Source organism: Vibrio agarilyticus (assembly GCF_012641465.1).
Classification (GTDB): Bacteria; Pseudomonadota; Gammaproteobacteria; order Enterobacterales; family Vibrionaceae; genus Vibrio; species Vibrio agarilyticus.
Genome location: NZ_JABAIK010000013.1, coordinates 14,543 through 39,796, shown reverse-complemented (window position 1 = coordinate 39,796; position 25,254 = coordinate 14,543). Strand labels below are relative to the sequence as shown.

The following is a 25,254-nucleotide window of genomic DNA, read 5'->3' as shown; positions in this document are numbered from 1 at the left end:
CTGTGATTTTGTGGCTAAGGTTCTTGCTAGATTCTACAGTTTGCTAGGGGCTATGGATAGCTTTCATCACACACTGGTGCGTTAGTGTCACAAATCAATTTTAGAGAGAGGGATAAATATGCGAAAATGTTGTCATTGGTTGTTATTAGGTCAGACTGTAAAGAAACGTATTGCTGTAGTGATGTTAGCCGTGGGAATGGCGATGCCTTATGCACTGGCCGATGAGCAAATTGCCGCGAAAGGCGATCCTTTTGAAGGGATTGAGATCACAGTCAATATTAACCAAGCATCTGCGCAAGAAATTGCTGACCTACTCGTGGGGATCGGAATAAAGAAAGCCGAAGACATCGTCAGCTATCGTCAAGAGCATGGTCACTTTGACTCGCTTGAAAGCTTAGATCAAGTGAAAGGAATTGGCCCTTCCACATTGGCTAAGAATAAAACGCGAATTTTATTTAAGTAAGCCGTGCTTAACTTGCACACTGCGGTATCGTTTGTGGTAGTGCGTTATATAACCTAATACAAGACCACCTAATAGGCCGAAAGCGTGCGCCTCCGTTGCGATATCGGCCTCTATCCACTGAGCTGTTTGTGGTGATGCGCCATTCCACAGTTCGTATATCACCTTAATGATAATTCCGGTAACCAGCAGCCAGCTTGAGCGACGACCTTGAAGCGCCTCGCTGAGCGCCCAATAACTGAACAAACCGTGTAAGACGCCAGAGAGCCCCACGTAAATTGACATATTAGTGAATAAATTACTCAGCCCGATCACGACGCTCAGCGCCAGCATCAGTGCCAAAGTTTCACGCCACGACGGGCGAAAAATCCAGCCTATAGCCCATAATGCGGCAAGATTGATACTAAGGTGGACGAGGTTGGTATGAGTAAAGTTTCCTGTTACTATCCGCCACCATTCGCCTTGATGAATTGCACTGGCATGCCACTGTGCCCATTCACTGGCGGCGGGGAGTTGCAGCAATGCCGCGCAACAGCTGATAAGCAGAAATAACAACGAAAGGTTCACGTTATGGTGTCTCGCTATTGTGATCAATGTGGTAAAGCGCGCAAAGCGTGTTTGTGTGCATCCATCAGACGTATACCGTCCGACAGCGACGTTATCATTCTTCAGCACTCGAGTGAAGTCCACCGTGCGCTGGGTACCGCTCGCATTCTCGCCTTATCGTTAGAACGATGTACGCTTTTGGTTGGCGAGGATTTTTCACAGTGTGACGCATTAAACGCTCTTATCAACGATGAGCATTATCAATGTTGCGTTTTGTTCCCAAGTGAGCAGGCTCATCGGGTCAATAATGAGAATACGTGGCGTGACGTCAATAAACCATTGCGAATCATCATTCTCGATGGAACGTGGAAAAAAGCCTACAAAATGTGGCAGCTTGCGACCAATTTGCATCATCTTACGATGATTCAGTTACCTTTGGATCTCATCGGCAACTATCGAATTCGTAAAGCGCCAACAGCAAACAGTTTATCCACTGTTGAAGCTGGGTTTCATCTTTTGCGCCTCATTGAGCCGCAGCGAGACTTTTCGCCGTTGATGGACGCATTTGACGCGATGATCGCCTATCAAATTGCGCAGATGCCAGAGGGCGTTTTTGAGCGAAATTACAGTGATTCAAATCGCGCTTGATTCCTATCCGCCTAATCAAAAGGTTAAAATTGCGAGATCTTATCCGTGAGATGAAAACAGCTGTTGATGCAAGCGCCTTGCATGACCATCGGTCATAGAGGAAATGAAATCGGCAATGACGCGCATTTGAGCCGACGACGCGTCCTCACTCAGCCACTGGCTTTTCACTTCTAAGGGCAACAAGCGTGCTGGGTCGGCGCTGAATGCTTCAAAAAGATCCATGATGATCTGCTGGCCTTTATATTCCACCATCTGAACGCTTGACGCTTGAATGACGTATTCGCTCACAAAGCGTTTGAGGATCTCAAGCGCACGCGTCATTGGTGCCTCTAATGTGGCATTGTATTGCAGCAGCGGTGTGGTGAAATTCGGTTCGACCAATTCTAATCTGATGCTGGTCAATAGCGCATTCACCATCCCGCCAATCGCATCTTTGCGTTGGTAGTGATGGCCACTAAATAGCATATCGCTTAATGAGTGAACGTGTTCGGTAAACCAAGAATCACCACACTGCTCAAGTGCTGGTTCGGCATGGGCGCGCCATAAGTGTTGGTCAACGAGCCCAAGCACTATGGCATCTTCAAGATCATGAACACCGTAGGCAATGTCGTCGGCCAACTCCATGATTGAGCAATCCAGAGACTTATAACGCGGCTTGCGATGACAATCTTGGCTTATGGGCTCGCTGCGGAGCTGACTAAATCGCTGGCGATCGGCTTCACTGAGCGGCGCAAGCACCCAAGTTAGTCGCGCCTCATCACAGTCATAGATACCTTTGGCGGGCGACCACTCTTTTGCTTTGATTTGGCGCGAGTTATTAGCTGGAAATGGCCGCTGTGGCGCGCAGGTCTGACTGATAAGCGCAGGATACTTCATCAGCCCCAGCAGCGTTCGTCGCGCGAGGTTCATACCAAAGTGCTCAGTATAGGGTTCGAGCTTGGTTACAATGCGAAATGTTTGCGCGTTGCCTTCAAATCCGCCGTGCTCCCGCATCATGTAGTTTAAGGCGGCTTCGCCACCGTGACCGTAGGGCGGGTGCCCAATATCGTGAGCTAAACAGAGCGAATCAATTAAGCTGTCTGAGGGTAATAGGGCGCGGCATTCAGGGTGCTTCTTCTTCAATTGCGCCACAATTCCAGTGCCCAATTGCGCCGCTTCTAATGAGTGAGTGAGTCGAGTGCGATGGAAGTCGGTTTGACTGTCGCCATGAACTTGTGTTTTTGCTTGCAGGCGGCGAAATGCTGCCGAGTGGAGTATTCGGGCTCGGTCGCGCTGAAAGGGGCTGCGATGATCGTCACGACGAATTTTGTGTTCATCATCATGGCGTTTTTGCCAGGCCGCACTGATAGCAAATTCCACAACTCAACTCCATTTGATTGATTAGCTTATTTCGTCCAATGATAGCTCAAAGCTTGGCGCAAAAATACGCAGGAAATAATCCATTTCTTCACTGCGCCGCTCTTGTAATGTGATTTCTAGGCGTTTTTTTGCCCGAGCATACTCGTGGTTTCCTGCGCTGAGCTCTTCAACACATTTAAGATACGCACACAGAGCGTCCGCCTGTTTGACGACAGCAGCGCTTTGCACACAGGCATGCTGTGAAACGACAAAGGGGGCGAAGTCTTGTTGCAACTCTGGCGGCAACATTGAGAGTAATTTCTCCTCGGCGGCGGCTTCGATTTTTTTGTATTCTTTGGCGATGTCAGGGTTAAAGTATTTGATAGGTGTTGGCAAGTCGCCGGTGAGAACCTCACTGCTATCATGATACATGGCGAGTAATGCGACGCGCTCTGGATTGAGTGTCCCGTTAAAGAAACGGTTCTTAATCATCGCCAATGCATGGGCAACAAAGGCCACTTGTAAGCTATGTTCAGAGACGTTCTCGGCACTGACGGAGCGCATTAAAGGCCAGCGCTGAATCAGCTTCATTCGCGCGAGGTGAGCAAAAAAGTGGCTGGGGGTTTGGTCTGTCATCGCGGGCTCCAAAAACGGAAAAAGCACTCTATTTTCCTATATCTTGGTTATTAATAGAGTGCTTTTGCAAATATATACCTTTGCTATTTGAAGTGGCAGCGCTTTTCTCTAAAAAAATTAAGGGCTGGCGCTCACAAACCTCATCACATCGTTTCTCTATGTTGATGAAGTGCTCAGAGGCTTTGCTCGTTTACCGCCTATCTGTCTCTTCAAATGGTTTGGGTATACGCAGGGTTACGAACGTTTGACCCTCTACGATTATTGGCGATACGTCGCCAAGAAACGTTCAAAACGTCCGATGGCCGTTTCGAGATCGTCAACGTGTGGCAGCGTGACAATTCGGAAATGGTCCGGTTTGGGCCAGTTAAAGCCTGTACCTTGAACCAATAGCACTTTCTCTTGAACCAAAAAGTCAAATACCATCTTTTGGTCGTCAACAATATGATATTTCTTAGTGTCAATTTTGGGGAAAAGGTACAGAGCGCCCTTGGGCTTGACGCAAGAGACGCCAGGCACTTGGTTGATTAGTTCCCATGCGCGGTCACGCTGCTCAAGCAAACGGCCACCCGGTAGAATAAGCTCATTGATACTTTGATAACCACCAAGTGCGGTTTGTACGGCGTGCTGCATGGGGACATTCGCGCACAAGCGCATTGAGGCGAGCATATCAAGCCCACTGACATAACCTTGAGCAAGATGGCGCGGACCGGTCAAAAACATCCAGCCCACACGGAACCCGCAAATGCGGTAGGCTTTGGAAAGCCCATTGAACGTCACAACCAATACGTCATCGGTCAAAGTGGCTACCGAAGTATGGGTGGCACCATCGTAAAGAATTTTATCGTAAATTTCGTCTGCGAAGATGATGAGGTTATGTTGGCGCGCAATCTCAATCACTTCCAATAAAAAGTCGCGACTGTAGACCGCACCCGTTGGGTTATTTGGGTTAATCAGAACGATACCACGAGTGTTCGGCGTGATTTTACTCTTGATATCATTTAAGTCAGGGTACCAATCCGACTCTTCGTCACACAGGTAGTGCACCGCATTGCCGCCAGAAAGCGATACCGCAGCGGTCCAAAGCGGATAATCTGGCGCTGGCACCAACATTTCATCGCCGTTGTTGAGTAGCGCTTGCATTGCCATCACGATGAGTTCAGAAGCACCGTTACCGATGTAAACATCTTCAACATCAAGAGAGCGTATGCCTTTACGTTGATAATGCTGAACAACCGCTTTACGCGCAGAATAAAGACCTTTTGAATCCGCATAGCCTTGCGAGGTTGGCAAATTACGAATGACGTCGACCAAAATTTCGTCAGGGGCGTCAAAACCAAACGGGGCAGGGTTGCCAATGTTTAGTTTTAGAATTTTCTGTCCCTCTTCTTCCATACGCTTAGCATGTTTGAGTACAGGTCCGCGTATGTCATAGCATACATTGTCGAGTTTTGACGACATCTCGATATTTTGCATTTCAAAAGTCCTAAAAAAGCGCTAATTACATGATTAAGTTACATCACTTCGTTAATTAATAGAATAAAAAACTAGATATTGTCGTAAACAAATCTCGTCTTATCAGCCCATGATGTCACAAGCTCTACAAAAACTGTGATATAGCCTTGATTTGGCAAGGGTCTATACATAGAGTACGCTCAATAATCATAGGTCCCAAGGGCTTCGAGGTTACTTTGTTAAATTTTGCACACGTCGTCAACGACCTGATCACACGTGTTCAACGCGCCGATAGCTTGCAAACGCAGGTTGTTATGCCGCTGTCTTGCCCACCATTTGAGCTGATTGATTGGTTAGCGGCTCAAGAGGTCTATCCACAATGTTATTGGCAATCGCGTGATGGCAGCGAAGAAGTGGCCGCGCTTGGTCAACTTCGTATGTTTTCTGAATTGACTCCTGCCTATGAGGTGCTTTCTGCGGGCCAGCGGGTCTGGGGCGGCCGCTCGTTTGATGGTGGCACGGATAAGAATCCGCAGCACGAGGCCGCGTTCTTTTTTTTACCCCTGATTGAACTGATGCGAACTGGCGCCAAAGAGAGTGCTCAGTGGCATTGTGTCGTCAACTTGAGCCCTGATCGACAAGCTCAAATCACTGCATTGCAACAGTTGAATTGGGCACCAAAATCATTGCTAGCCATCAAATTGCAAATTCGTCATTTAGAACATACACCCAGCCAAGCTCAGTGGCACCAATTGGTCAATGATGCGCTGATTGAAATTGAGCAAGAAAACTTTAAGAAGGTGGTACTCGCTCGACAATCCACGGTGACATTAGACTCGCCACTTTTGGCGGCGCAATTGGTCAAAGCGAGTGTGAATGCCAACCACAATAGCTTTCATTTTATGTTGCGTTTTGATCCGCAATACGCGTTTGTCGGTTCAACACCTGAGCGTCTTTATATTCGCGAGCGCGCGGGGTTAAAAACCGAAGCGTTGGCCGGCACCATTGGGCGAGGGCAGAGTGCTTACGATGATGCGGCGTTAGGTCAGTGGCTGAGTCAAGATGAAAAAAACATCAACGAAAATCAATATGTGGTGGATGATATTCTTGCCAGCCTTCACCCTCTGGTCGAATGTATTCATGTGGACTCAGCAACGCAGCTGGTTCAGTTGCGACAAGTTCAACATCTCAAACGTGATATTACGGCTCAATTGAAACCCGACGCCAATGGCACTCATTTGTTGGGGGCGCTTCAACCTACGGCTGCCGTTTGCGGTTTGCCTCGCCCCAAAGCGATGAACTACATTTTGCACCATGAACCATTCTGTCGCGGTTGGTACGCAGGCTCTATCGGTTATATCAGTGCTGATAAAGCCGAATTTTGTGTGGCAATTCGCAGTGCTGAGGTCGAAAACAATCAAGTTCGACTGTATGCCGGTGCGGGTATCGTTCCGGGATCTCAAGCTGATCTTGAATGGTTAGAATTGGAAAAGAAAGTCGCGACACTGCTGACGCTTTTAGGCGATGTGCCCACGGATTTTCCTGCGGCGGAGCTAAGACAAGGAGTTCATGATGAGCCATGAGTCAGTGACGCATGACCAAGCGGTATTAAACCGATTGTGGAGCGAGATCATTCTTGAGGAGCTAGCTCGTCTTGGCGTCAACGATGTTTGTATTGCGCCTGGCTCTCGTTCGACACCGCTCACCCTCGAGGCGATAGCCCATAAAGGGTTCACGCTGCATAAACATTTTGATGAGCGTGGACTTGGTTTTCTTGCCTTGGGGTTGGCGAAAGCAACCGCGTGCCCGGTTGTGGTGATAGTGACATCCGGCACCGCCGTTGCCAACTTATTACCTGCTGCCGCAGAAGCCTCATTAACGGGTGAACGTCTCATTTTTTTGACCGCGGATCGACCAGCAGAGTTGGTTGGTTGTGGAGCGAATCAGGCGATCAATCAACTCGGACTTTTTGCCTCTCAGCAGTGCCCGAGCCTCAACTTACCCAGCCCATCAATAGCAACGCCGTTACCTTGGTTGTTAAGTGCGGTGGATGAGCTTATTGATACACAAGCCAAGCAGGGCGGACCGGTACAGATCAACTGTCCTTTTCCTGAGCCGCTTTATTCTCAGGGTGACAAAGCGTTTTATCACCATTACTTAACGTCGATTGACCGTTGGCAAGAAGGACAAGCCCCTTGGACGCGGCGCGAACGCAGTGCTCAAGTTGGTTTGGATGAGGCTGATATTGAGCAGTTAAGCCAGCGTCGAGGCGTTATTGTGGTGGGCAGTGTCTCGCTGACTCAAGCGATGGCGGCGAAACAGTTGGCTCACACGTTGGGCTGGCCGCTGCTGGCCGATCCACAATCGGGCATTACCTCTGCGTGGGCGCACTATGATATTTGGCTCTCTCAGCCCTCAGCTCAAGCGATATTGCACTCGTGCGATCTTGTATTGCAATTTGGCGCGCGTTTGGTGTCAAAACGTTTATTGCAGTGGCTTGAGCGGCATTTGTCGCAGCAAGGTGACTACTGGCTGGTGCACGCTCGAGCGCAGCGCATTAACCCGAGTCACTTATCCCAGCGCCACTGGCCCATGAGTGCGAATCAATTTGTTGAGCAGGCGCTGCTCAACATCGGTGACAATGAGATTGTGCCAGCCCATTTTGGCTGGGGAGAGGCACTAAAACCGTATTCATCACTAGTGACACAGGCCGTGGCGACTCTTAATGGTGACGCTGAAACCGATGATCTGACGGAAGTGGCTTTGGCACTGGACATGGCTCAGCGAACCCAAGAGTGCGATCTGATGCTGGGCAATAGTTTGATTGTGCGTTTAGCCGATATGTTTGCCAGCATTGATAACTGTGAAGTGTTTAGTAACCGAGGCGCCTCTGGCATTGATGGTCTCATTGCGACCGCCGCTGGGGTTGCTCGTGGGCGTCAGCGCCCGCTGCTAATTTATTTGGGGGACACATCTGCGTTGTACGATCTTAATTCTCTAGCCTTATTGAGCCAGCAAATCACGCCGGTAGTGTTAGTGGTTAGCAACAATGACGGTGGTGCCATTTTTGATTTTCTGCCTGTGCCTGCAGCGCAAAAACAAGATTGGTATCAAATGCCTCATGGCTATGATTTTGCTCACGCGGCAGCGCAGTTTCGACTCAGCTATGCGAAACCCGACTCGTTAGTGGAATTCCAAGCCTGCGTCGCGCGCCATCTCAATGGCGGTCATGGCGCACTGCTAGTGGAAGTACAAACACCACCTGAGCAAGCGTCGCAGCAGGTTAAAGCCGTTATGGCGGCCTGTATCGGCAGCGCGTGAATCCTAGAGCGATGAAATGTTAAGCTATCAACTTGTTAACACAGAGCAGAACCGGGCATCAAGGCCACCATTGTTGGTATTGGTTCATGGTTTACTTGGATGTGGCAATGACTGGCAATCGGTGCATGAGGCCTTGCCTTCCTATCCCACGTTATTAGTCGATTTGCCCGGTCATGGTAAGAGTGTTATGCAATCGTGTAGCAGCCTACAAGATGCGGCGATGAGACTTTATCAAACGATTGAGTCCGTCTACCAGCCGTTAGCTCAGCGACAACAGGTCAATGGCGTCGTGCTAATAGGTTACTCATTGGGCGCGCGAATTGTGCTTAACGGGCTTGCATCACAACAAGCGTGTGCGCTTTCAACGTCATTGCCAATCATAGGCGCTATCGTTGAGGGAGCGCACACAGGTTTGGCCAATGCCGAGCTGCGCTGCGCGCGTTGGCGACATGATCAAGGTTGGGCAAGGCGTTTTCAGCAAGAGCCAATTGCTCAGGTTCTCGCCGATTGGTATCAACAGCCGGTGTTTTCTTCGTTAAATCATGCGCAAAGACAAACTGTGATTGCCCAGCGAAGTGCTAATCTTGGCAGTACGGTCGCACAAATGCTTTTGGCGACATCGCTGGCAACTCAGCCCAATTTAATCGGGTTACTGCAGCAAACACGCATACCGATAGCCTGCATTTCAGGTGCGAGTGACGTTAAATTCACCGCATTAGTGCAGCGTAATCAATCGGTGGCTAACAATTATTGCATTTCGTCCAGTGTGGTGGACCACGCTGGGCATAACGTTCATCAAGCTCAGCCAAAGGCGTTTAGCCAAATTGTGCATCAGCACATTACACAATTTGTCGCTCGCGTGGCAGCGTCAAGTGAGGTTGGGGTTTGATGGCAAAATTATCAAAGCTAAATTAAGTGGGAACAACCATGGCGAAAACCGTAGGAATTAGCGAAGAAGAACTCTATGCGCCGGTAAATTGGACCGATTGCAGCGAAGGCTATGAGGATATTCACTATCATAAATCAGCAGATGGTATCGCCAAAATTACCATTGCACGGCCACAGGTTCGTAATGCCTTTCGCCCTCAAACGGTAAAAGAAATGATCCAAGCGTTGGCAGACGCGCGCTATGACTCACATGTGGGTGTGATTATTCTGACGGGATTGGGTGAAGACGCATTTTGCTCCGGCGGCGATCAAAAAATTCGTGGTGATTACGGTGGCTACCGTGATGATTCTGGTGTTCATCATCTCAACGTACTTGATTTTCAACGCGACATTCGCACTTGCCCCAAACCTGTGATTGCCTCTGTTGCGGGGTGGGCTGTGGGTGGTGGTCATGTGCTGCACATGATGTGTGACTTAACCATTGCGGCAGAGAATGCGCAATTTGGTCAAACTGGGCCTAAAGTGGGCTCTTTTGATGGCGGTTGGGGCGCGTCTTACATGGCAAGAATCGTGGGCCAGAAAAAAGCGCGTGAAATTTGGTTCTTGTGTCGTTTTTATGATGCGCAAGAAGCGCTTGATATGGGGCTGGTCAATACCGTCGTGCCGCTTGCGGATCTTGAGCGTGAGACAGTTCGTTGGTGTCGAGAGGTGCTTCAACACAGCCCAATGGCACTGCGTTGTCTAAAAGCGGCGCTCAATGCTGACTGTGATGGTCAAGCTGGTTTGCAAGAGCTCGCGGGCAATGCCACTATGATGTTCTATATGACTGATGAAGGTCAGGAAGGGCGTAATGCCTTTAACGAAAAACGTCGCCCAGACTTTAATAAGTTTCCTCGTAATCCTTAACGTTAGTGAACGTCACTGACGTAATACTCGGTCTATTTGATGTAGCCGCTAAGTGCAACGTCAACGTGCTCGAGTATTACCGACTATTGGCAAAGGCACGATTTTCAATCAAGGTCAGATTATGAAATCAGCAACTCTTTACCGTTACGATCTTCCTATGGACAGTGGCGTCATTTTACGCCAAGAGCGTTTGTCGGTACGTAGTGGTTTTATTCTTGAACTAAAGCATGACGATATTCTTGCGCGTGGAGAGGTGGCGCCGTTACCGGGATTTAGCCACGAGAGCCTTGAACAAGCGGGCGCGCAGCTTCAAACGCAACTTGAGCATTGGTTAAAAGACGAACCCATTGATTTTGACACTTTATATCCCTCGGTCGCTTTTGGTCTCTCAATTGCGTTAGATGAGTTAAGTGGGCGTTTGCCCATCGAGGGAAATTACCAAGTTGCGCCTTTGTGCAATGGTGATCCGGATGAACTTTTGGCGCAGCTGAGCGAGTTGTCAGGAGATAAAGTCGCCAAGATTAAAGTCGGACTTTATGAGCCTATTCGTGATGCCATGATGGTGAATCTCTTTTTGGAGAGCATTCCCGATTTGTCTTTGCGCCTTGACGCTAATCGCGCTTGGACACCGGATAAAGCTGAGCAATTTGCGCGAAAAATTCCGCCGTCACGACGTGGTCGAATCGCTTACTTAGAAGAGCCTTGTCATCATCCTGGAGACAGCTTGGCGTTTGCTATCGATACAGGCATTGCCATCGCTTGGGATGAAACGTTGCAAGATGCGCTGCACCACAGCCATTTTGATTTATCCGATCTCACGGGCGCAAAAGTTATCGTCATTAAACCGACCTTGATAGGCTCAACCGAACGCTGCCGAATGCTGGTAGAAAAAGCGGCAACGCTCGGCATTAAAGCGGTGATAAGTTCAAGCTTGGAATCCAGTCTTGGGCTGAATTTATTAGCGCGCATGGCATATTGGCTTACGCCTGAGCAAGTTCCTGGACTCGATACGGTATCGCTCTTTAAAGCTCAGCTTGACCAGCCTTGGCCTGATTGTTTACTTGATATCACACCGCTGCATGACCAAACGCGAGTGTGGCACCAAACCGTATAATGACCCGCTTAAATAGAGTTGTAGAGTGCGCCGAGAGCAATCATAACGCGCAAATACCAAAGTTATGGCTATGGCAAGAATGGGCACGCAGCGCCCCGAATGCGACGGCGCTGCGCTGTGGTTCGCTTACGCTGAATTGGCGTGAGCTGAACCAAGACATTGCACGTTATCGAGCGTTACTGGTGCGCAGTGGTGTCCGTGAGGGCGATGTTCTTACCATTGTCGGAAAAAACACCGTAGCAAGCGTGCTCTATTATCTGGCCGCGCTGGAATTAGGCATGACGACCGCTTTTGTTATGCCAGCGCCTGCTGAGCTTATCGCGCAAAAACTCACCACGCTCTATTCATCGCACGAGACGGTATTTATCGCTGATTCGAATTTCGAACCTAGAGGCGATTTTGCCGCGGTTTGCCACCTTCCGCTAGCGAGTGATTGGGAGCAGCAAAACGCATTTGTACGAGGCGTTGCCGAGCCCGATGTTTCATTGCGTGTTGATGTTGATGTTGATGCTGGCCGTCTCGCGAGTTTAATTTTCACCTCGGGCTCGACAGGAGCGCCAAAGGCCGTTGCGCACACTTTAGAGCAACATATGGCGTCTGCGCAGGGATTGTTAGAGCAATTGAAATTCGGCCAAGAGGATACTTGGCTGCTCAGTTTACCCCTGTACCACGTGTCAGGTTTAGCGATAGTGCATCGCTGGCTTGTGGCTGGCGCAACGCTAAAATTGGTTGAGGCTTTACTGTTTGACGATTTGGCCGGAGTGACGCACGCTTCTTTGGTGCCCGTTCAATTGCAGCGACTGTTAGCCAGCGGCGTACCGTTAGCACTGACTCACGTTTTGCTTGGCGGCAGTCATATTCCGCTTGAACTTGCAACTCAAGCGGCCGCTTTGGGTATTGAAACTTGGGTTGGCTATGGTATGACAGAAGCCGCGTCGACCGTGGTGGCAAAGTGTTTAAACCATTCAGGGGACCAGCAAAATAGCAGTGTTGGGTCGGTATTACCCAAACGCGCGATACAACTCATCGATGGCCATATTTGGATTGGCGGTGAAACGCTAGCAAGTGGTTACTATCACCAAGGCACCTTGAAACCCTTGACGAATGCCGCGGGTTGGTTCGACTCACGCGATCTCGGTACGATTTGCAATCACGAGCTGACAATTATAGGTCGAGCTGATAATCAATTTATCTCTGGCGGTGAAAATATTCACTGTGAAGAGATCGAAGCGGCGTTATTGCAACATCCTACGATCACTCAAGCTTTCATTGTGCCCATTGTCGATGCTGACTATGGTGCCAGGCCTTTGGCGTTGATTGAAGGAGGGCCCTTATTGGCATCAAATCAATATGATTCGGTGGCGCTTACCCACTGGCTGGCCCCGCGTTTAGTGCGTTTTAAGCACCCAGAACACTATTACCCGCTGCCTCAATCGCAAGATGCTAATACGGTTAAAATCTCTCGTGCCGCGCTAAAAGAATGGGTTGCCACCCACACTAATTTTCAACCAGCATAATACTGATTGCAGTCAATAATGGTTATGTCATAGAGCAAAAGCGAATTTCGCTCTTTATTACGCAAGGTCATAATTACCCCCATATTCTCTTAATTATGGAATATGGGAGAGCCTAATGCATCGATGGATGAAAAGAGTATCGCGCACACCACAATCGCTACTAAATACGATTTTAGTGTTATTAATGGTGCTGGGGGTCGTCACTCAGGGATTGATACAATCACTGAGTTTGTTGGCCGCTTTTGCCACATTAATCCTAATTGGGCAGCAGCGGCGCAATCGTTAGGTGATTAGCGCGTCGCTAACAGCCAGGTGAGTGAGCTGACGGAAATGGCGATCCAAAGCGATACACCAAGCAACATTGGCTGTGTGCCAGCTGCCTTGAGTTTTGCAATTGAAAGACTGCAGCCAATCAAAAATAAACAGACGACCAGCGCCTGTTTCGCAATGGCAAAAATAATCTCATACACCGCTTGCCCTTGAGGCACCAAATCCGCAAACACAACCGCTAAACAGTAAAAGCCAATGAAATACGGAATCGCCACTTTTTGTGAGTGCGATTTAAATAACATGGCACTGAAAAGTGCAATTGGCACAATCCATAATGCGCGTGCTAATTTTAGCGTTGTCGCTGTGGTAAGGGCTTCTTCACCATAAGCGGACGCCGCTCCCACTACAGATGAGGTGTCATGAATGGCAATGGCCGCCCACGTTCCAAAAGTGTGTTGATCAAGCTCGAAAGCGTGACCCAGTGCCGGAAATAAAAACAGTGCGATCGAGTTCAGAACAAAAACGGTAGCCAGCGCAAGGGCAATTTGCTCGTCATCGGCCTTAATTGCCGGAGCAACAGCGGCAATCGCGCTACCACCACAAATGGCGGTGCCAGAAGCAATTAGGTGAGCTGTCTTTTTTTCGAGTTTAAGCAAGCGGCCGATAAGATAGCCCAGCGCTAGCGTGCCAATAATGGTGGCAAGAATAAGTCCAATGCCTTGCTGGGTAACAGCAATTGCTTCATCGAGAGAAATACCAAAGCCAAGGCCAATAATCGAATAGGCCAGCAGCTTTTTAGTGATCGCAGCGGGCTTAATTTGTATTGGTAGAGCATTAAATGTTGCAAGGGTAAAGCCTAAAATTAACGCCATGGGGGAGGTGATCCATGGGGTCAAGCAAAGAACAAAAGCGCCAGCAAACAGCGCATTACGAATCAAGGGCGTCATAAGTTTAAAATGAACAAAAAAGAGCGAGCAGTGTACTCGCTCTTTTTATGCGGGAGAAGCGCTATTGCATAAAAATAGGTCAATCTCACTTTCCATTTTTCAGCGCCAACTTCCTCTTAACTGAGCGACTTGGTCTTTTAAGTGAGCACTCGTGGCATCATCGGCGGCAATAGGTGGCGCGGCTTCAATTTCTATTTGAGAATAAAAGCGTCTTGGTAACTGGTGGCAGGCTCGCCCGTGGCAATGGCTGAAAAAGCTGCCCCAAAGACCTTTAATTGCCAGTGGGATCACTGGCACTGGGCTGCGGCGCAGGATCAAATCCATGCCGCGTAAGAAGGGACCAATCTCGCCATCTGTAGTGAGCTTGCCCTCTGGGAAAATACAGACCAAGTGCCCCTCACGAAGTGCTTTTTCGATCTCGATGAAGGCGCGTCTTAGTGATGTTTTGTTGTTCGCATCAATCGGGATCACGCCGGCGCGGCGTAAAAAGCGTTTCAGAGGTGGTAAATTGGCGTACTCTTCTTCCATGACGAAACGAATTAATCGTGGGCAAACGGCACTGAGCAGCAGAGCATCCATATAACTGACATGGTTACAGACCAGTAAGGCGCCGCCGTGTTCTGGTAAATGGTGCAAATTTTTATGCTTTACACGATAAAACGTATGAGTCAGCACCCAAACCAAAAATCGCACCGCGAAAATAGGCACTTGCAAAAAAATGTAACCTGCCACAATAAGATTCAAGATGGCGATCAGTAAAAACAGTTCAACAATTGAGCGTTCAAATAACACCAACATGACCATGCCGAGTAAGGCACTGGCGACCATAAACAGCGCATTATAGATGTTCAGCGCAGCGATGACTTGCGCTCGCTGTTTTGGCTGCGCGCGCTGTTGTAATAGTGCGTATAAAGGAACAATAAACAGTCCACCACTGATGCCAATGGCCAATAAGGCGCCAAACAGCGGCCACAATGCACGCTGAGCGATAAAATCGCTTAATGAGCTCACCACTATGGGGAAGTCAGGGACGCTGGTGGCGGCCAGTGCGCCAAACAGCGTTAACCCGAGAGCGCCAAGCGGCACAATACCGATTTCGATGCGATGATTGGAAAGCCTATCACAGGCAAGTGAGCCGACAGCGATACCGATTGAAAAAAGCGCCAGCAGAAACGCCACTGCACTTTCACCGCCACCGAGGAATTGTTTAGTGAAGTTAGGAAACTGGGTAAGGTATGTAGCGCCAAGAAACCAGAACCAGCTTATCGCCATGATGCACTGAAAAATAATGCGGTCTTGTCGCGCGATTGCTAATGTGGCGCGAGTTTGTCGAATCGGCTGCCAGCGAAGTTTCAGGGTAGGGTTACTCGCGGGTGCGAGCGGAATCGAGCGACTTGCGAGGTAGCCCAAAAGTGCAAATACCACGACGGCTGCGGCCGCAAGCCAATGAGCATTGGGAGCAGAGGCAATAAAGCCAGCGCCGATGGTGCCGAGTAAAATAGCGAGAAACGTTCCCATCTCAACCAGCGCATTACCAGGGACTAGCTCTTGTTGCTTGAGGGCTTGAGGCAATAACGCGTATTTAACGGGACCGAAAAAGGCCGATTGAGTGCCCATCAAAAACAGCAATAAAAGCAGCAAAAGGTAGTGTTGTGTAACAAACCCGATCGCCGCCAATATCATTATCGCGATTTCAGCGAGTTTCACCTTGCGAATTAATGCCGATTTTTCACACTTGTCGGCCAGCACACCCGCTGTCGCGGAAAAGAGAAAAAAAGGCAGAATAAAAAGGCCCGCGGCGAGATTAATAAACAGATCACTCGAAAATGGCAGGGCGTCATGGGCACTAAAAGCGACGAAAATCAACAACACATTTTTGAAAATATTGTCGTTAAACGCACCAAAAAATTGGGTGACAAAATAGGGCAAAAATTTCTGTTGTCGCAACAGTGAGCGATTCGAGCGCACGGTCATAGGGTCCTTCCTCGTTGCGAAATAAGGGGATTTAAGCCGCGAGATATTTAGTTAATAAATTATCAATCAGGGCTTTACCATCAATAGGAACCTCAGCAAAAAATTTATCGTCAACACTGAGTAAGGTGATGCCATGTACGCCGGCCCATAATACGCGACTGGCTTCTATAATCGCATTGTCGTCTTGATCTGGGGTAAGTTGGCGCAATAACGTTTCCAGTAAATGGGTCATGCTATCAATCCGCGTTGCGTGCCATTCTGGCAGCGTCTCCCCATTCATATTATGTTCAAAAACCAGCTGCCAACGATAACGATTTGCCATAGCAAAATCATGATAACAGTAAGCAAGTTGTAATAGCGCCTCGCGTGGCGATGAGGCATGGCAAATTTGGGCTTGTACTTGCGCAGATAGTGAATCGAGGGTTTTCGCGACCACATGTAAAAGCAGCAGATTGTAATTGCCAAAGACATTGACCAACGTGCTGGGCACATATCCCACCATCGCGGCAATTTTACGTAAGCTTAATTCGTGGTAAGAGTGATGATCTAAAAAGTCATTAACGGTTGCTAACGTGAGAGCGGTTAACTCTTCTCGAGTATGATCGTTACGGCGTGCCATGGGTAGAACCGTTCATTCGTGATTTATTTTTGAACATTGTTCAATATTCTATCGTCGTGCTGTGCATTTGGTCAACAAGTCTGCGTGAACAGGTACTAAATCGTGCGTCTTTACGTCGCTTGGTGTGATGTCCATGAAGTGACGCAATATTCTGATACAAGTAGCACGTGATGTGGGGTTTGAATATCGCCGCTTAGCTTGTATGATTTAAACAGCATTCTAGAATGAGTCTGTAAGGTAAAACATGAAACGTTTATTTTCTTTAGTCGCACTGATTATGGTGTCTGTAATGGTAACGCCCATTGCCGAAGCCAAACGGTTCGGCGGTGGCAAGTCGTTTGGTAAGAGTTACAAAACGGCGCCTGCGCCAAAACAACAACAGCAAAATACCAACACCATCGGGAAAGAGCAGGGGGCAAAACCTGCCAGCTCAGCTAAAAAAGGTTTGATGGGTGGTCTACTTGGCGGGTTACTCGCAGGTGGTTTGCTCGCGGCGTTCTTTGGTGGCGCTTTTGATGGTGTTAATTTCATGGATATCCTTATCCTTGGGTTGATTGCCTTTGTTATCTTCAAACTAGTAAGAGGCTTGCTCGGTTCTAAGCAAGGCAGTCTCAATCAGCAGCGCCAGCAACCGGCGTTTGGTGGCAATTCAGCAAAGTTTGAACGACACAATTTCGAACAGAATCAACAACCAGGCTTTGGCCAAGCGGCAAGCGGCTCAAGCGCTGCGGGTTTTGGCGCAAAAAGTGACGTACCGTATAACTTCCCTCCTGGTTTTGACCAAGCGGCCTTTATTAATGGCGCTCGTGAACACTACCGAATTTTGCAAGGCGCATGGAATCACAACCAACTTGAAACCATTCAAGAGTATGTATCACCAAGCTTGTTTGACGATCTTAAAGCTGAGCGTGCGAAACTTGAAGGTGAACAGCATACTGATGTGATGTATGTTGATGCCGAAATTGTTCGAGCGGATCACGATGCATCCCACGCACAATTGAGTCTGCAGTTTACTGGGCGTTACCGTGATGCTGTGGAAGGCGTGGAAGAAGCGATTACCGACATTTGGCATCTAGAGCGCGATCTGACCGTTGCCAATGCACCGTGGTTGATTGTGGGTATTCAAGGTTAATCTTGAACCATTAACTTAAATACCGTTTGTACTCGAAATCCCGCGTTATGCGGGATTTTTTTTGCGTCAATACCCTGAACCCTGAACCTTGATCTCTGACGTTGCGTGTGGCTGACATGTTTATCGACCTAGGGCGAATTATAACGGCAGGCAAACACGCTAAATTGAAAAAGCGAAGACGCAAAAAAACCAGCGTTACAGCTGGCTTTTTAATATGGTGGAGGGGGACGGATTCGAACCATCGAAGGCGGAGCCGGCAGATTTACAGTCTGCTCCCTTTGGCCACTCGGGAACCCCTCCAGGGTGTTTTGATGCTAACGCATCCTTAAGACAGTGGTTTCCCAACCCAATGCTCAAGTGTTTATATTAAAGGCGTATTCATCACCGTTAATATAGAAGATGGTGGAGGGGGACGGATTCGAACCATCGAAGGCGGAGCCGGCAGATTTACAGTCTGCTCCCTTTGGCCACTCGGGAACCCCTCCTAAGGGTATGTTCATGTTGCAAAGCACCATGCTTAAGCGGTGTTTCCCGACCCATCGCTCAAGTTCGGAGCGAATCATAGCAAAACCGTTTGGGCTGTAAACCCTTTTTATTATGTTTTGATGTTAAGTGCTCTCTTTTTGGACAAAGCAGGCGAAAAGTCACCATTTTGCTTGAAAAGTCGCCGTGCTGACTGATTTTGCTCAAGTTAAATCATGTTGAACCATTTCGCTAAAGTTGCATCTTAATCTGGTGCGGAGCGTCTTACTTGGCGTGGTGATGATGTGCCGCAAGATAATACCCACAAGTTTTTTGGTAAATTTACACTCCTTGACGTTTTGATTCGTATCAACTGATACACTAACGCAAGTTGATTTCAGCTTAGAAGTACTCGTGCCCCTATGAAAAACAAAGTCTTTCTTTCTTCTTTAGTTGCAGTTGCTGTCAGCAGCGCAGCATTTGGTGTTTTTGCTGGACCTGGTAATGGAAAAGGGTCGAACAGCGCGTCGAAGGCGGTCAGTGTGGTGACTGAAACTGTTCAGATCCACCAAATTAATCAATCTCTCGATCTTATCGGCAAATTAGAGTCGGCGCAGTCGGTTACTGTGGCATCAGAAGTTTCAGGCGTGGTTGCGTCGATACATGTTGCTGCCAGTGAGGCCGTTAAAGAAGGCCAATTACTCATTACCTTGGATGACGCGAAAACCAAAGCCAGTGTTGCCGAAGCACAAGCCTATTTAGCGGATGAAAAACGTAAATTGGCTGAATTTGAGCGCTTAGTGAAGCGCAGTGCCATTGCGCAAACAGAAGTTGATGCACAGAAAAACAGTGTTGAGATCGCCAAAGCGCGCTATGACGCCGCAGTGGCTAACTTAGCTGATCACCATATTAAAGCCCCTTTTTCTGGTACGGTCGGCTTTGTCGACTTTAGTCGTGGTCAGTTGGTAAGCACGGGCGCAGAACTCGTCTCTTTAGATGACTTATCGCTGATGCAATTGGACTTGTCTGTACCAGAGCGTTATTTGTCGCAGCTCAACGTCGGCATGTCGGTGAAGGCCATTGCAAGTGCATGGGGTGATGAGCATTTCGTTGGTGAAGTCACCGCAATTGACACTCGAATTAATCCAGAAACATTGAATCTGCGAGTACGAATCGAATTTGCAAATGATGAGGGTAAATTAAAACCAGGTATGTTACTTGATGCGCACTTGGCTTTTGCGCCGATTGAAGCCCCCATCATTCCAGTACAAGCATTAGAGTACTCGGGCACCAAACGATTTGTTTACGTGGTAGACAAAGAGAACAAAGCGCATCGCACCGAAGTGGTCCTTGGCGCTCGCGTGGAAAACCAAGTCGTGATCACCGAAGGTTTGACAATCGGTGAAACTATTGTGGTTCAGGGTATTGTTAACATGCGTGATGGCGTTGAGGTCAGCCCGATGAGTCTTGCGACAGTGCAAGGCGCTGCGGGTGAAACCGGCGAGAAAAAAGCCAGTAAGAAGGAAAGTAACTAATGCTACTCTCTGATGTTTCGGTAAAAAGACCAGTCGCTGCGCTGGTTTTGAGCATGCTACTTTGCGTTTTTGGCTTGGTGTCGTTTTCAAAGCTTGCCGTACGTGAGATGCCTGATATTGAAAACCCAGTGGTCTCGATTAGCACGCGCTATGAAGGCGCGTCAGCGACCATTATTGAAAGCCAAATCACGTCAATATTGGAAGAGCAGCTTTCGGGGATCAGTGGCATTGATGAAATCTCATCGACCACTCGTAATGGTTTTTCCAACATTAAGATCACTTTTGAGCTTGGCTATGATCTCAATACCGGTGTGAGTGATGTTCGAGATGCGGTTGCTCGCGCGCAGCGTGCGTTGCCTGAAGAGTCTGATGACCCGATAGTGTTTAAGAATAATGGTAGCGGCGAAGCGTCGGTATACATTAACTTAAGTTCGTCGGAAATGGACCGCACTCAACTAACGGATTATACCGAGCGCGTTCTGCTCGACCGTTTCAGTTTGATCACAGGTGTGAGCTCAGTCGACCTGTCGGGCGCGCTGTATAAAGTGATGTATGTCCAACTTGATCCTGTGCTGATGGCCGGTCGCGGCGTGACCGCATCAGACATCACCGCGGCGCTCAATCGCGAGAACCTTGAAGCGCCTGGCGGTCAGGTACGCAACGACCAAACCGTCATGTCGGTGCGAACCGCTCGTAGCTATGCCACCGTTGAAGATTTTCAATATCTGGTGGTTAAGCGCGGGGCAGACAACAGCCCAGTCTATTTAAAAGATGTCGCGAACGTTTACGTTGGCGCAGAAAACGAGAACTCTACGTTTAAGAGCGATGGCGTTGTTAACGTGAGCTTGGGTATTGTGCCGCAATCGGATGCGAACCCATTGGAAGTGGCACAAGCGGTACGTCAAGAGGTTGACAAAGCGCAGCAGTTCTTGCCTGAAGGCACGCGCCTTGAAATCGATTACGACGCAACCGTGTTTATCGACCGTTCAATTGAAGAAGTTTACAGCACGCTTTATATCACAGGTGCGCTCGTAATTTTGGTGCTCTACATTTTTATCGGTCAAGCGCGTGCGACCTTGATCCCAGCCATTACCGTTCCGGTGTCATTGATTTCTTCATTCATTGCCGCCTATTACTTTGGCTTTTCTATCAACCTTATCACGCTGATGGCACTGATTCTGTCAATCGGTCTGGTGGTTGATGACGCGATCGTTGTGGTTGAGAATATTTTCCACCATATTGAACGGGGTGAATCGCCGTTACTTGCTGCCTATAAAGGGGCGCGAGAAGTTGGCTTTGCGGTTATTGCTACCACGCTAGTGCTGGTGATGGTCTTCCTGCCGATCTCCTTTATGGACGGTATGGTGGGTTTGATGTTTACCGAGTTCTCGGTATTGCTTGCTATGTCGGTGATATTCTCGTCTTTGATTGCACTGACACTAACCCCAATGCTTGGCAGTAAAATTCTCAAAGCCAATGTGAAAAAAAGCCGCTTTAACGACTTTATCGACCATCTCTTTGGTAAGTTGGAGTCGGGCTACCGCAGCAGTTTGGCGTATGCGATGAAACTGCGCTGGTTAGCACCTTTGGTCATTATTGGCTGCTTGGGAGGAAGTTATGGCGTGATGCAGCTTGTGCCAGCGCAATTAACGCCACAAGAAGATCGCGGTGTGATTTTTGCCTTTGTTCGCGGCGCTGATGCAACTAGCTATAACCGAATGTCAGCCAACATGGATTTGGTGGAAGACCGCTTAATGCCTTTGTTAGGCCAAGGATTTTTAAAATCCTTTAGTATGCAGTCACCGGCGTTTGGCGGTATGGCTGGCGACCAAACTGGCTTTGTTATCATGATCCTCGATGATTGGACCGAGCGTTCAGTGACCGCGCAAGAAGCGTTAGGTGAAGTGCGCAAAGCTTTGGTCGGGATCCCAGACGTACGAATTTTCCCGTTCATGCCGGGTATGCGTGGCGGCTCGAGTGAACCAGTTCAGTTTGTGCTAGGTGGCTCTGATTACGCTGAGCTCAATCAATACGCCGAAGAGTTAAAGAAACGCGCTGAAGATTCACCCATTATGGAAGGCGCGGAAGTGGACTATTCTGAGCGTACGCCAGAGCTTGTGGTTACGGTAGACAAAAAGCGCGCGGCTGAACTTGGGATCAGCATCAAAGAGATTTCGGACACCTTAGAAATCATGCTGGGTGGCAAACGTGAAACCACCTATGTCGAGCGTGGCGAAGAGTACGACGTATACCTTCGTGGTGATGAGCGCAGTTTCAACAACGCAGCAGACTTGAGCCAAATCTACTTGCGAACTGGCACTGGCGAATTGGTGACGCTAGACACCGTCACTCATATTGAAGAAGTGGCTTCGGCGATTCGTTTGTCGCACTACAACAAGCAGAAATCGATAACCATTAAAGCCAATTTGTCTGAAGGCTACACCTTAGGGGAAGCGCTGGACTTTTTGGACGCGCAAGCACTTGAGATTCTGCCTAGTGATGTGTCAGTGAGTTATTCTGGCGAGTCCAAAGATTTTAAAGAGAACCAATCAAGCATCATCATGGTCTTTGGCTTGGCATTGCTTGTTGCGTATTTGGTGCTTGCCGCGCAGTTTGAGAGTTTTATCAACCCGCTGGTGGTGATGTTTACCGTGCCAATGGGGATATTTGGCGGCTTTCTTGGCATGTTGATTATGAGCCAAAGTTTGAACCTATATAGCCAGCTTGGCATGATCATGCTAATTGGTATGGTAACCAAAAACGGCATTTTGATTGTCGAGTTTGCGAACCAGTTGCGCGACCGTGGCTATGAGTTTGAAAAAGCCATTGTGGATGCATCTGCGCGCCGCTTGCGCCCGATCTTAATGACCGCATTTACTACTTTGGCAGGGGCGATTCCGCTGATTGTTTCAACTGGCGCGGGTTACGAGAGTCGCGTGGCCGTCGGGACGGTCATTTTCTTCGGTATGGCATTTGCGACATTGGTGACTTTATACGTCATTCCTGCAATGTATCGCTTGATTTCAGGCCGTACTCAAGCGCCAGGTCACGTAGAAGCAGAACTTAACAAAGCCTTAAGTTTGGATAATAAAGCGCGTGTTACCCACGGTGAAATCGACTAACGTTTGATTGCAAAAACCTAATCGCTCATCAGTAATCACAATAGATGAGCCTTAAAGCCCACTGAGTACGCTGGAATATATTCAATCTGGCGACTCCGTGGGCTTTATTATTTTCCGGCAGCTTCAAGTGGAAAGGGTATAGCTGCTTGTGCAAAAACAGCAAGCCGACATGGTGCGATGTTTGTAAACCTGTCACTAAAGGTGTTTGATAAAATAGGAAAAACATCGGAAAACTTTACAAAAATGTAAGGTAATTTTAAGTATTACATTTTGAAACATTTGTTATGATTTTTCGCGAAGTCAGTCTTACAACGAATGAGCAAAAAATGAAGAAAATCGCTTTACTTATTTCATCCGCACTTCTTGCGGCTTGCGGTGGTTCAAATTCTGATAACGGTGGCACGACTACCACGCCATCTTCCACTCTCCCCCATGTGATTGAAGGGCAATTGTCGGCGCTTGACCGTATTAGTGGCGCCGCAACCGTTGGACGTTACAATGTTGACTTGAGCTACTTAGCCACCAGTCGTAGCGTTGTGACATTAGATAATCTGCAGCTTGGCATGGTACTGACGCTAGAAACCGATGGCGATAAAACGGTACAAAACGTCATCTATGATGAACTGTTAGTTGCAGGAGTCACTTCGGTTGATGTTACTAAGCAGCAACTGGTTATCGCAGGCAAAACAGTGTTGGCGCAAGGTGCTAAGCTCGAAGCTGGTTTAACCATTAGCAACGCGCTAATCGGTAAAGTTGTTGAAGTGAGTGGCTTTACTCTGGACCAAGATACCATTCAAGCGACCTATATTGAGATTGACGATGATGCAGAACATACACGCTCAATCGAATTGACGGGCGTGATTAGCGAATTGGATAGCACTGCCAAAACGTTCAAGCTTGGCGCGATGAGTGTGAATTACAAAGATGCGTTGGAAATGCCACACCAGCTTGAAAATGGCCAATGGATCGATGTGGAAGGTACGTTGGTCGATAACGTGATTCACGCAACTGAAATTGAGCTTGAGGATAAAGCGGACGATTACAATGATGACGACCGCTTAGAATTTGAAGGGCTTGTCACGCACGTTAGCCTTGATGAAACCACAGGTCGCGCGACTAAAGTACTGCTTAACGGTACTCGCACTATCGCGATTCCAGCATCAGGTGTTGAGTTTGAAGACTTTCCTATTGTGAATAATCAAGCACAAATCAAAGCGAATATGCTCATTGAAGTGGAAGGCGTATGGCAAAACGGCGTGATGCAAGCGTCCAGTGTTGAGTGTGAATCAGGCGGTTGTGTCGACGGTTCAACCTCGCCATCGATCCCTGACGCGCTTAAAAATGAATTTGAGCTGGAAGGTTGGGCAAGTTTTGATGCCACGACTCACATTGTCACGCTAAACGGAGTTGAGTTTGTTACTACGCAATCTACTCAATGGGAAGACCTATCGCCCGCTCAGTGGGTTGGAAATAAATGGGTCTCGCTATCTGGTTCAATGAAGCGTGATGATGTAGCGGCTTCAACCCATCAAGTATGGGAAGTCGAACATGAATTTTTGCCAGAGAACGACCTCAGTTTGCAAGGTGTTGTTGCAGATGACGCATCCCTATGGGGTTACAGCGCCACAGATGCATCGCTAGAACAATTTATTGGCCAGTACGTTGATGTGGAATGTCAATATGTTCCGGGCAACGGTGAAGTTGCAGGGACATTGTCCATGTGCCGCCTCGATGACTAAATAACTATCTTAAAACATTCAACTTAGCACTGCGGCTACTCAGCTGACGTTGTGTTGAACTTTAAAGCTCGCTTGAGTTTGATGACATTGTGTTATTAAACCGAGCGAGTTTTTTACGTTTTGGGCCTGAAAATATGACAAGGTGCACCTTCAAGTGGAAAGGGTATATAGTAATTGGATATGTCCGTGACATCTCGTTACCAAAGAGTCATACGGGCTAATTCAATCAGTGGTGATAAAAGCGTAAGGAGACCATCATGGCGAACTTTAAGTATCAAGAGCTATCTCAAGCAGAACAAGACAAACTCGACGCCGCGACTTTTCGCCGATTGTTAACCCATTTGGATAACAATAAAGATGTGCAAAACATTGATCTTATGATCCTCGCAGGGTTTTGTCGTAACTGCTTTAGCAAATGGTATGCGGCAGAGGCAGTTGAGCTGGGGTTGGATCTCGACTTAGATGATGCGCGTGAGCGCGTATATGGAATGAGCTACGATACGTGGAAAGCAGAGCACCAGCTCGAAGCAACGCCAGAGCAAATGGCGGCGTACCAAGCTAAGCACGCCAAATCTTAGTATCTCTTTAACTTTGCAGCTCCCTTGGCGTTAGTATAAAAACGCCAAGG

At 48.3% G+C, this 25,254-nt stretch carries 21 protein-coding genes and 2 tRNA genes; 14 read left to right on the top strand and 9 right to left on the bottom strand.

Annotated elements, in window-relative coordinates; genetic code table 11:
- The first annotated feature begins 196 nt into the window (after window positions 1–196).
- On the top strand, window positions 197–463 hold the full coding sequence (locus tag HGP28_RS13365; protein ID WP_343033898.1) for a ComEA family DNA-binding protein: 267 nt from the start codon (window positions 197–199) through the stop codon (window positions 461–463).
- On the opposite strand, the gene rrtA is transcribed toward HGP28_RS13365, so the two are convergent.
- On the bottom strand, window positions 452–1,027 hold the full coding sequence (rrtA, locus tag HGP28_RS13360; protein ID WP_343033892.1) for a rhombosortase: 576 nt from the start codon (window positions 1,025–1,027) through the stop codon (window positions 452–454). The genes HGP28_RS13365 and rrtA overlap by 12 nt on opposite strands.
- A 6-nt stretch (window positions 1,028–1,033) precedes the next feature.
- Between rrtA and HGP28_RS13355 the strand changes: the two genes are divergently transcribed.
- The gene (locus tag HGP28_RS13355; RefSeq protein ID WP_168837034.1) at window positions 1,034–1,654 is read left to right on the top strand and encodes a DTW domain-containing protein; all 621 of its coding nucleotides are present in this window, start codon (window positions 1,034–1,036) and stop codon (window positions 1,652–1,654) included.
- A gap of 39 nt (window positions 1,655–1,693) precedes the next feature.
- Here the strand turns inward: HGP28_RS13355 and HGP28_RS13350 are convergent, their stop codons facing one another.
- From HGP28_RS13350 to HGP28_RS13340, 3 genes are all read right to left on the bottom strand, one after another.
- The gene (locus HGP28_RS13350; RefSeq protein ID WP_168836972.1) at window positions 1,694–3,013 is read right to left on the bottom strand and encodes an anti-phage deoxyguanosine triphosphatase; all 1,320 of its coding nucleotides are present in this window, start codon (window positions 3,011–3,013) and stop codon (window positions 1,694–1,696) included.
- A gap of 21 nt (window positions 3,014–3,034) precedes the next feature.
- Entirely contained in the window at window positions 3,035–3,628 is a 594-nt protein-coding gene (gene yfbR, locus HGP28_RS13345; protein ID WP_168836971.1) for a 5'-deoxynucleotidase, read from the bottom strand.
- A 258-nt stretch (window positions 3,629–3,886) separates the two neighbouring features.
- The gene (locus HGP28_RS13340) at window positions 3,887–5,101 is read right to left on the bottom strand and encodes a pyridoxal phosphate-dependent aminotransferase (protein ID WP_168836970.1); all 1,215 of its coding nucleotides are present in this window, start codon (window positions 5,099–5,101) and stop codon (window positions 3,887–3,889) included.
- 215 nt (window positions 5,102–5,316) lie between these two features.
- Here HGP28_RS13340 and HGP28_RS13335 point away from each other — a divergent pair, with 215 nt between their 5' ends.
- The 7 genes from HGP28_RS13335 to HGP28_RS13305 all read left to right on the top strand — a co-directional run bounded on the left by HGP28_RS13335 (window position 5,317) and on the right by HGP28_RS13305 (window position 13,120).
- The gene (locus HGP28_RS13335; RefSeq protein WP_246225715.1) at window positions 5,317–6,663 is read left to right on the top strand and encodes an isochorismate synthase; all 1,347 of its coding nucleotides are present in this window, start codon (window positions 5,317–5,319) and stop codon (window positions 6,661–6,663) included.
- 4 nt (window positions 6,664–6,667) lie between these two features.
- A complete protein-coding gene (gene menD / locus HGP28_RS13330; RefSeq protein WP_168837031.1) occupies window positions 6,668–8,401 on the top strand; it encodes a 2-succinyl-5-enolpyruvyl-6-hydroxy-3-cyclohexene-1-carboxylic-acid synthase in 1,734 nt (577 codons plus the stop codon).
- A gap of 16 nt (window positions 8,402–8,417) precedes the next feature.
- Window positions 8,418–9,290 carry a 2-succinyl-6-hydroxy-2,4-cyclohexadiene-1-carboxylate synthase gene (menH, locus tag HGP28_RS13325; protein ID WP_168836969.1) on the top strand — a complete coding sequence of 291 codons (873 nt, stop codon included), beginning with the start codon at window positions 8,418–8,420 and terminating at the stop codon, window positions 9,288–9,290.
- Between the two features lie 38 nt (window positions 9,291–9,328).
- On the top strand, window positions 9,329–10,195 hold the full coding sequence (gene menB / locus HGP28_RS13320; RefSeq protein ID WP_168836968.1) for a 1,4-dihydroxy-2-naphthoyl-CoA synthase: 867 nt from the start codon (window positions 9,329–9,331) through the stop codon (window positions 10,193–10,195).
- A 121-nt stretch (window positions 10,196–10,316) separates the two neighbouring features.
- Window positions 10,317–11,309: an o-succinylbenzoate synthase gene (gene menC, locus HGP28_RS13315; protein WP_168836967.1), complete on the top strand. Its 993-nt coding sequence runs from the start codon at window positions 10,317–10,319 to the stop codon at window positions 11,307–11,309.
- Window positions 11,309–12,826 carry an o-succinylbenzoate--CoA ligase gene (menE, locus tag HGP28_RS13310; protein ID WP_168836966.1) on the top strand — a complete coding sequence of 506 codons (1,518 nt, stop codon included), beginning with the start codon at window positions 11,309–11,311 and terminating at the stop codon, window positions 12,824–12,826. Before menC ends, menE begins: the two co-directional genes overlap by 1 nt.
- 102 nt (window positions 12,827–12,928) lie before the next feature.
- A complete protein-coding gene (locus HGP28_RS13305; RefSeq protein ID WP_168836965.1) occupies window positions 12,929–13,120 on the top strand; it encodes a hypothetical protein in 192 nt (63 codons plus the stop codon).
- On the opposite strand, the gene HGP28_RS13300 is transcribed toward HGP28_RS13305, so the two are convergent.
- The 3 genes from HGP28_RS13300 to HGP28_RS13290 form a co-directional block, all read right to left on the bottom strand.
- Window positions 13,117–14,043 carry a YeiH family protein gene (locus tag HGP28_RS13300; protein WP_168836964.1) on the bottom strand — a complete coding sequence of 309 codons (927 nt, stop codon included), beginning with the start codon at window positions 14,041–14,043 and terminating at the stop codon, window positions 13,117–13,119. The two genes, HGP28_RS13305 and HGP28_RS13300, sit on opposite strands and share 4 nt — an antisense overlap.
- A 99-nt stretch (window positions 14,044–14,142) precedes the next feature.
- On the bottom strand, window positions 14,143–16,017 hold the full coding sequence (locus HGP28_RS13295) for an MFS transporter (RefSeq protein ID WP_168836963.1): 1,875 nt from the start codon (window positions 16,015–16,017) through the stop codon (window positions 14,143–14,145).
- 31 nt (window positions 16,018–16,048) lie between these two features.
- Window positions 16,049–16,636, bottom strand: a complete 588-nt coding sequence (locus HGP28_RS13290; protein ID WP_168836962.1) for a TetR/AcrR family transcriptional regulator — start codon at window positions 16,634–16,636, stop codon at window positions 16,049–16,051.
- Window positions 16,637–16,880: 244 nt separating this feature from the next.
- On the opposite strand from HGP28_RS13290, the gene HGP28_RS13285 reads away from it, so the two are divergent.
- A complete protein-coding gene (locus tag HGP28_RS13285; protein ID WP_168836961.1) occupies window positions 16,881–17,768 on the top strand; it encodes a Tim44 domain-containing protein in 888 nt (295 codons plus the stop codon).
- Between the two features lie 215 nt (window positions 17,769–17,983).
- Here HGP28_RS13285 and HGP28_RS13280 read toward each other — a convergent pair.
- Together HGP28_RS13280 and HGP28_RS13275 are read right to left on the bottom strand one after the other, a co-directional pair.
- Window positions 17,984–18,068 (bottom strand) — tRNA-Tyr (locus HGP28_RS13280).
- A 100-nt stretch (window positions 18,069–18,168) separates the two neighbouring features.
- Window positions 18,169–18,253 (bottom strand) — tRNA-Tyr (locus tag HGP28_RS13275).
- 399 nt (window positions 18,254–18,652) lie between these two features.
- Here HGP28_RS13275 and HGP28_RS13270 point away from each other — a divergent pair.
- The 4 genes from HGP28_RS13270 (at window position 18,653) to HGP28_RS13255 (ending at window position 25,204) form a co-directional block, all read left to right on the top strand.
- Window positions 18,653–19,765 (top strand): efflux RND transporter periplasmic adaptor subunit, encoded by a 1,113-nt coding sequence (locus HGP28_RS13270; RefSeq protein ID WP_168836960.1) that lies wholly within the window; start codon window positions 18,653–18,655, stop codon window positions 19,763–19,765.
- Complete coding sequence (vexH, locus tag HGP28_RS13265) at window positions 19,765–22,887, top strand: vibriobactin export RND transporter permease subunit VexH (RefSeq protein WP_168836959.1); 3,123 nt, start codon at window positions 19,765–19,767, stop codon at window positions 22,885–22,887. The genes HGP28_RS13270 and vexH overlap by 1 nt, the downstream gene beginning before the upstream one ends.
- 326 nt (window positions 22,888–23,213) lie before the next feature.
- A complete protein-coding gene (locus HGP28_RS13260) occupies window positions 23,214–24,626 on the top strand; it encodes a DUF5666 domain-containing protein (protein WP_168836958.1) in 1,413 nt (470 codons plus the stop codon).
- A 257-nt stretch (window positions 24,627–24,883) separates the two neighbouring features.
- Complete coding sequence (locus tag HGP28_RS13255; protein ID WP_168836957.1) at window positions 24,884–25,204, top strand: DUF1244 domain-containing protein; 321 nt, start codon at window positions 24,884–24,886, stop codon at window positions 25,202–25,204.
- Window positions 25,205–25,254: the final 50 nt, after the last annotated feature.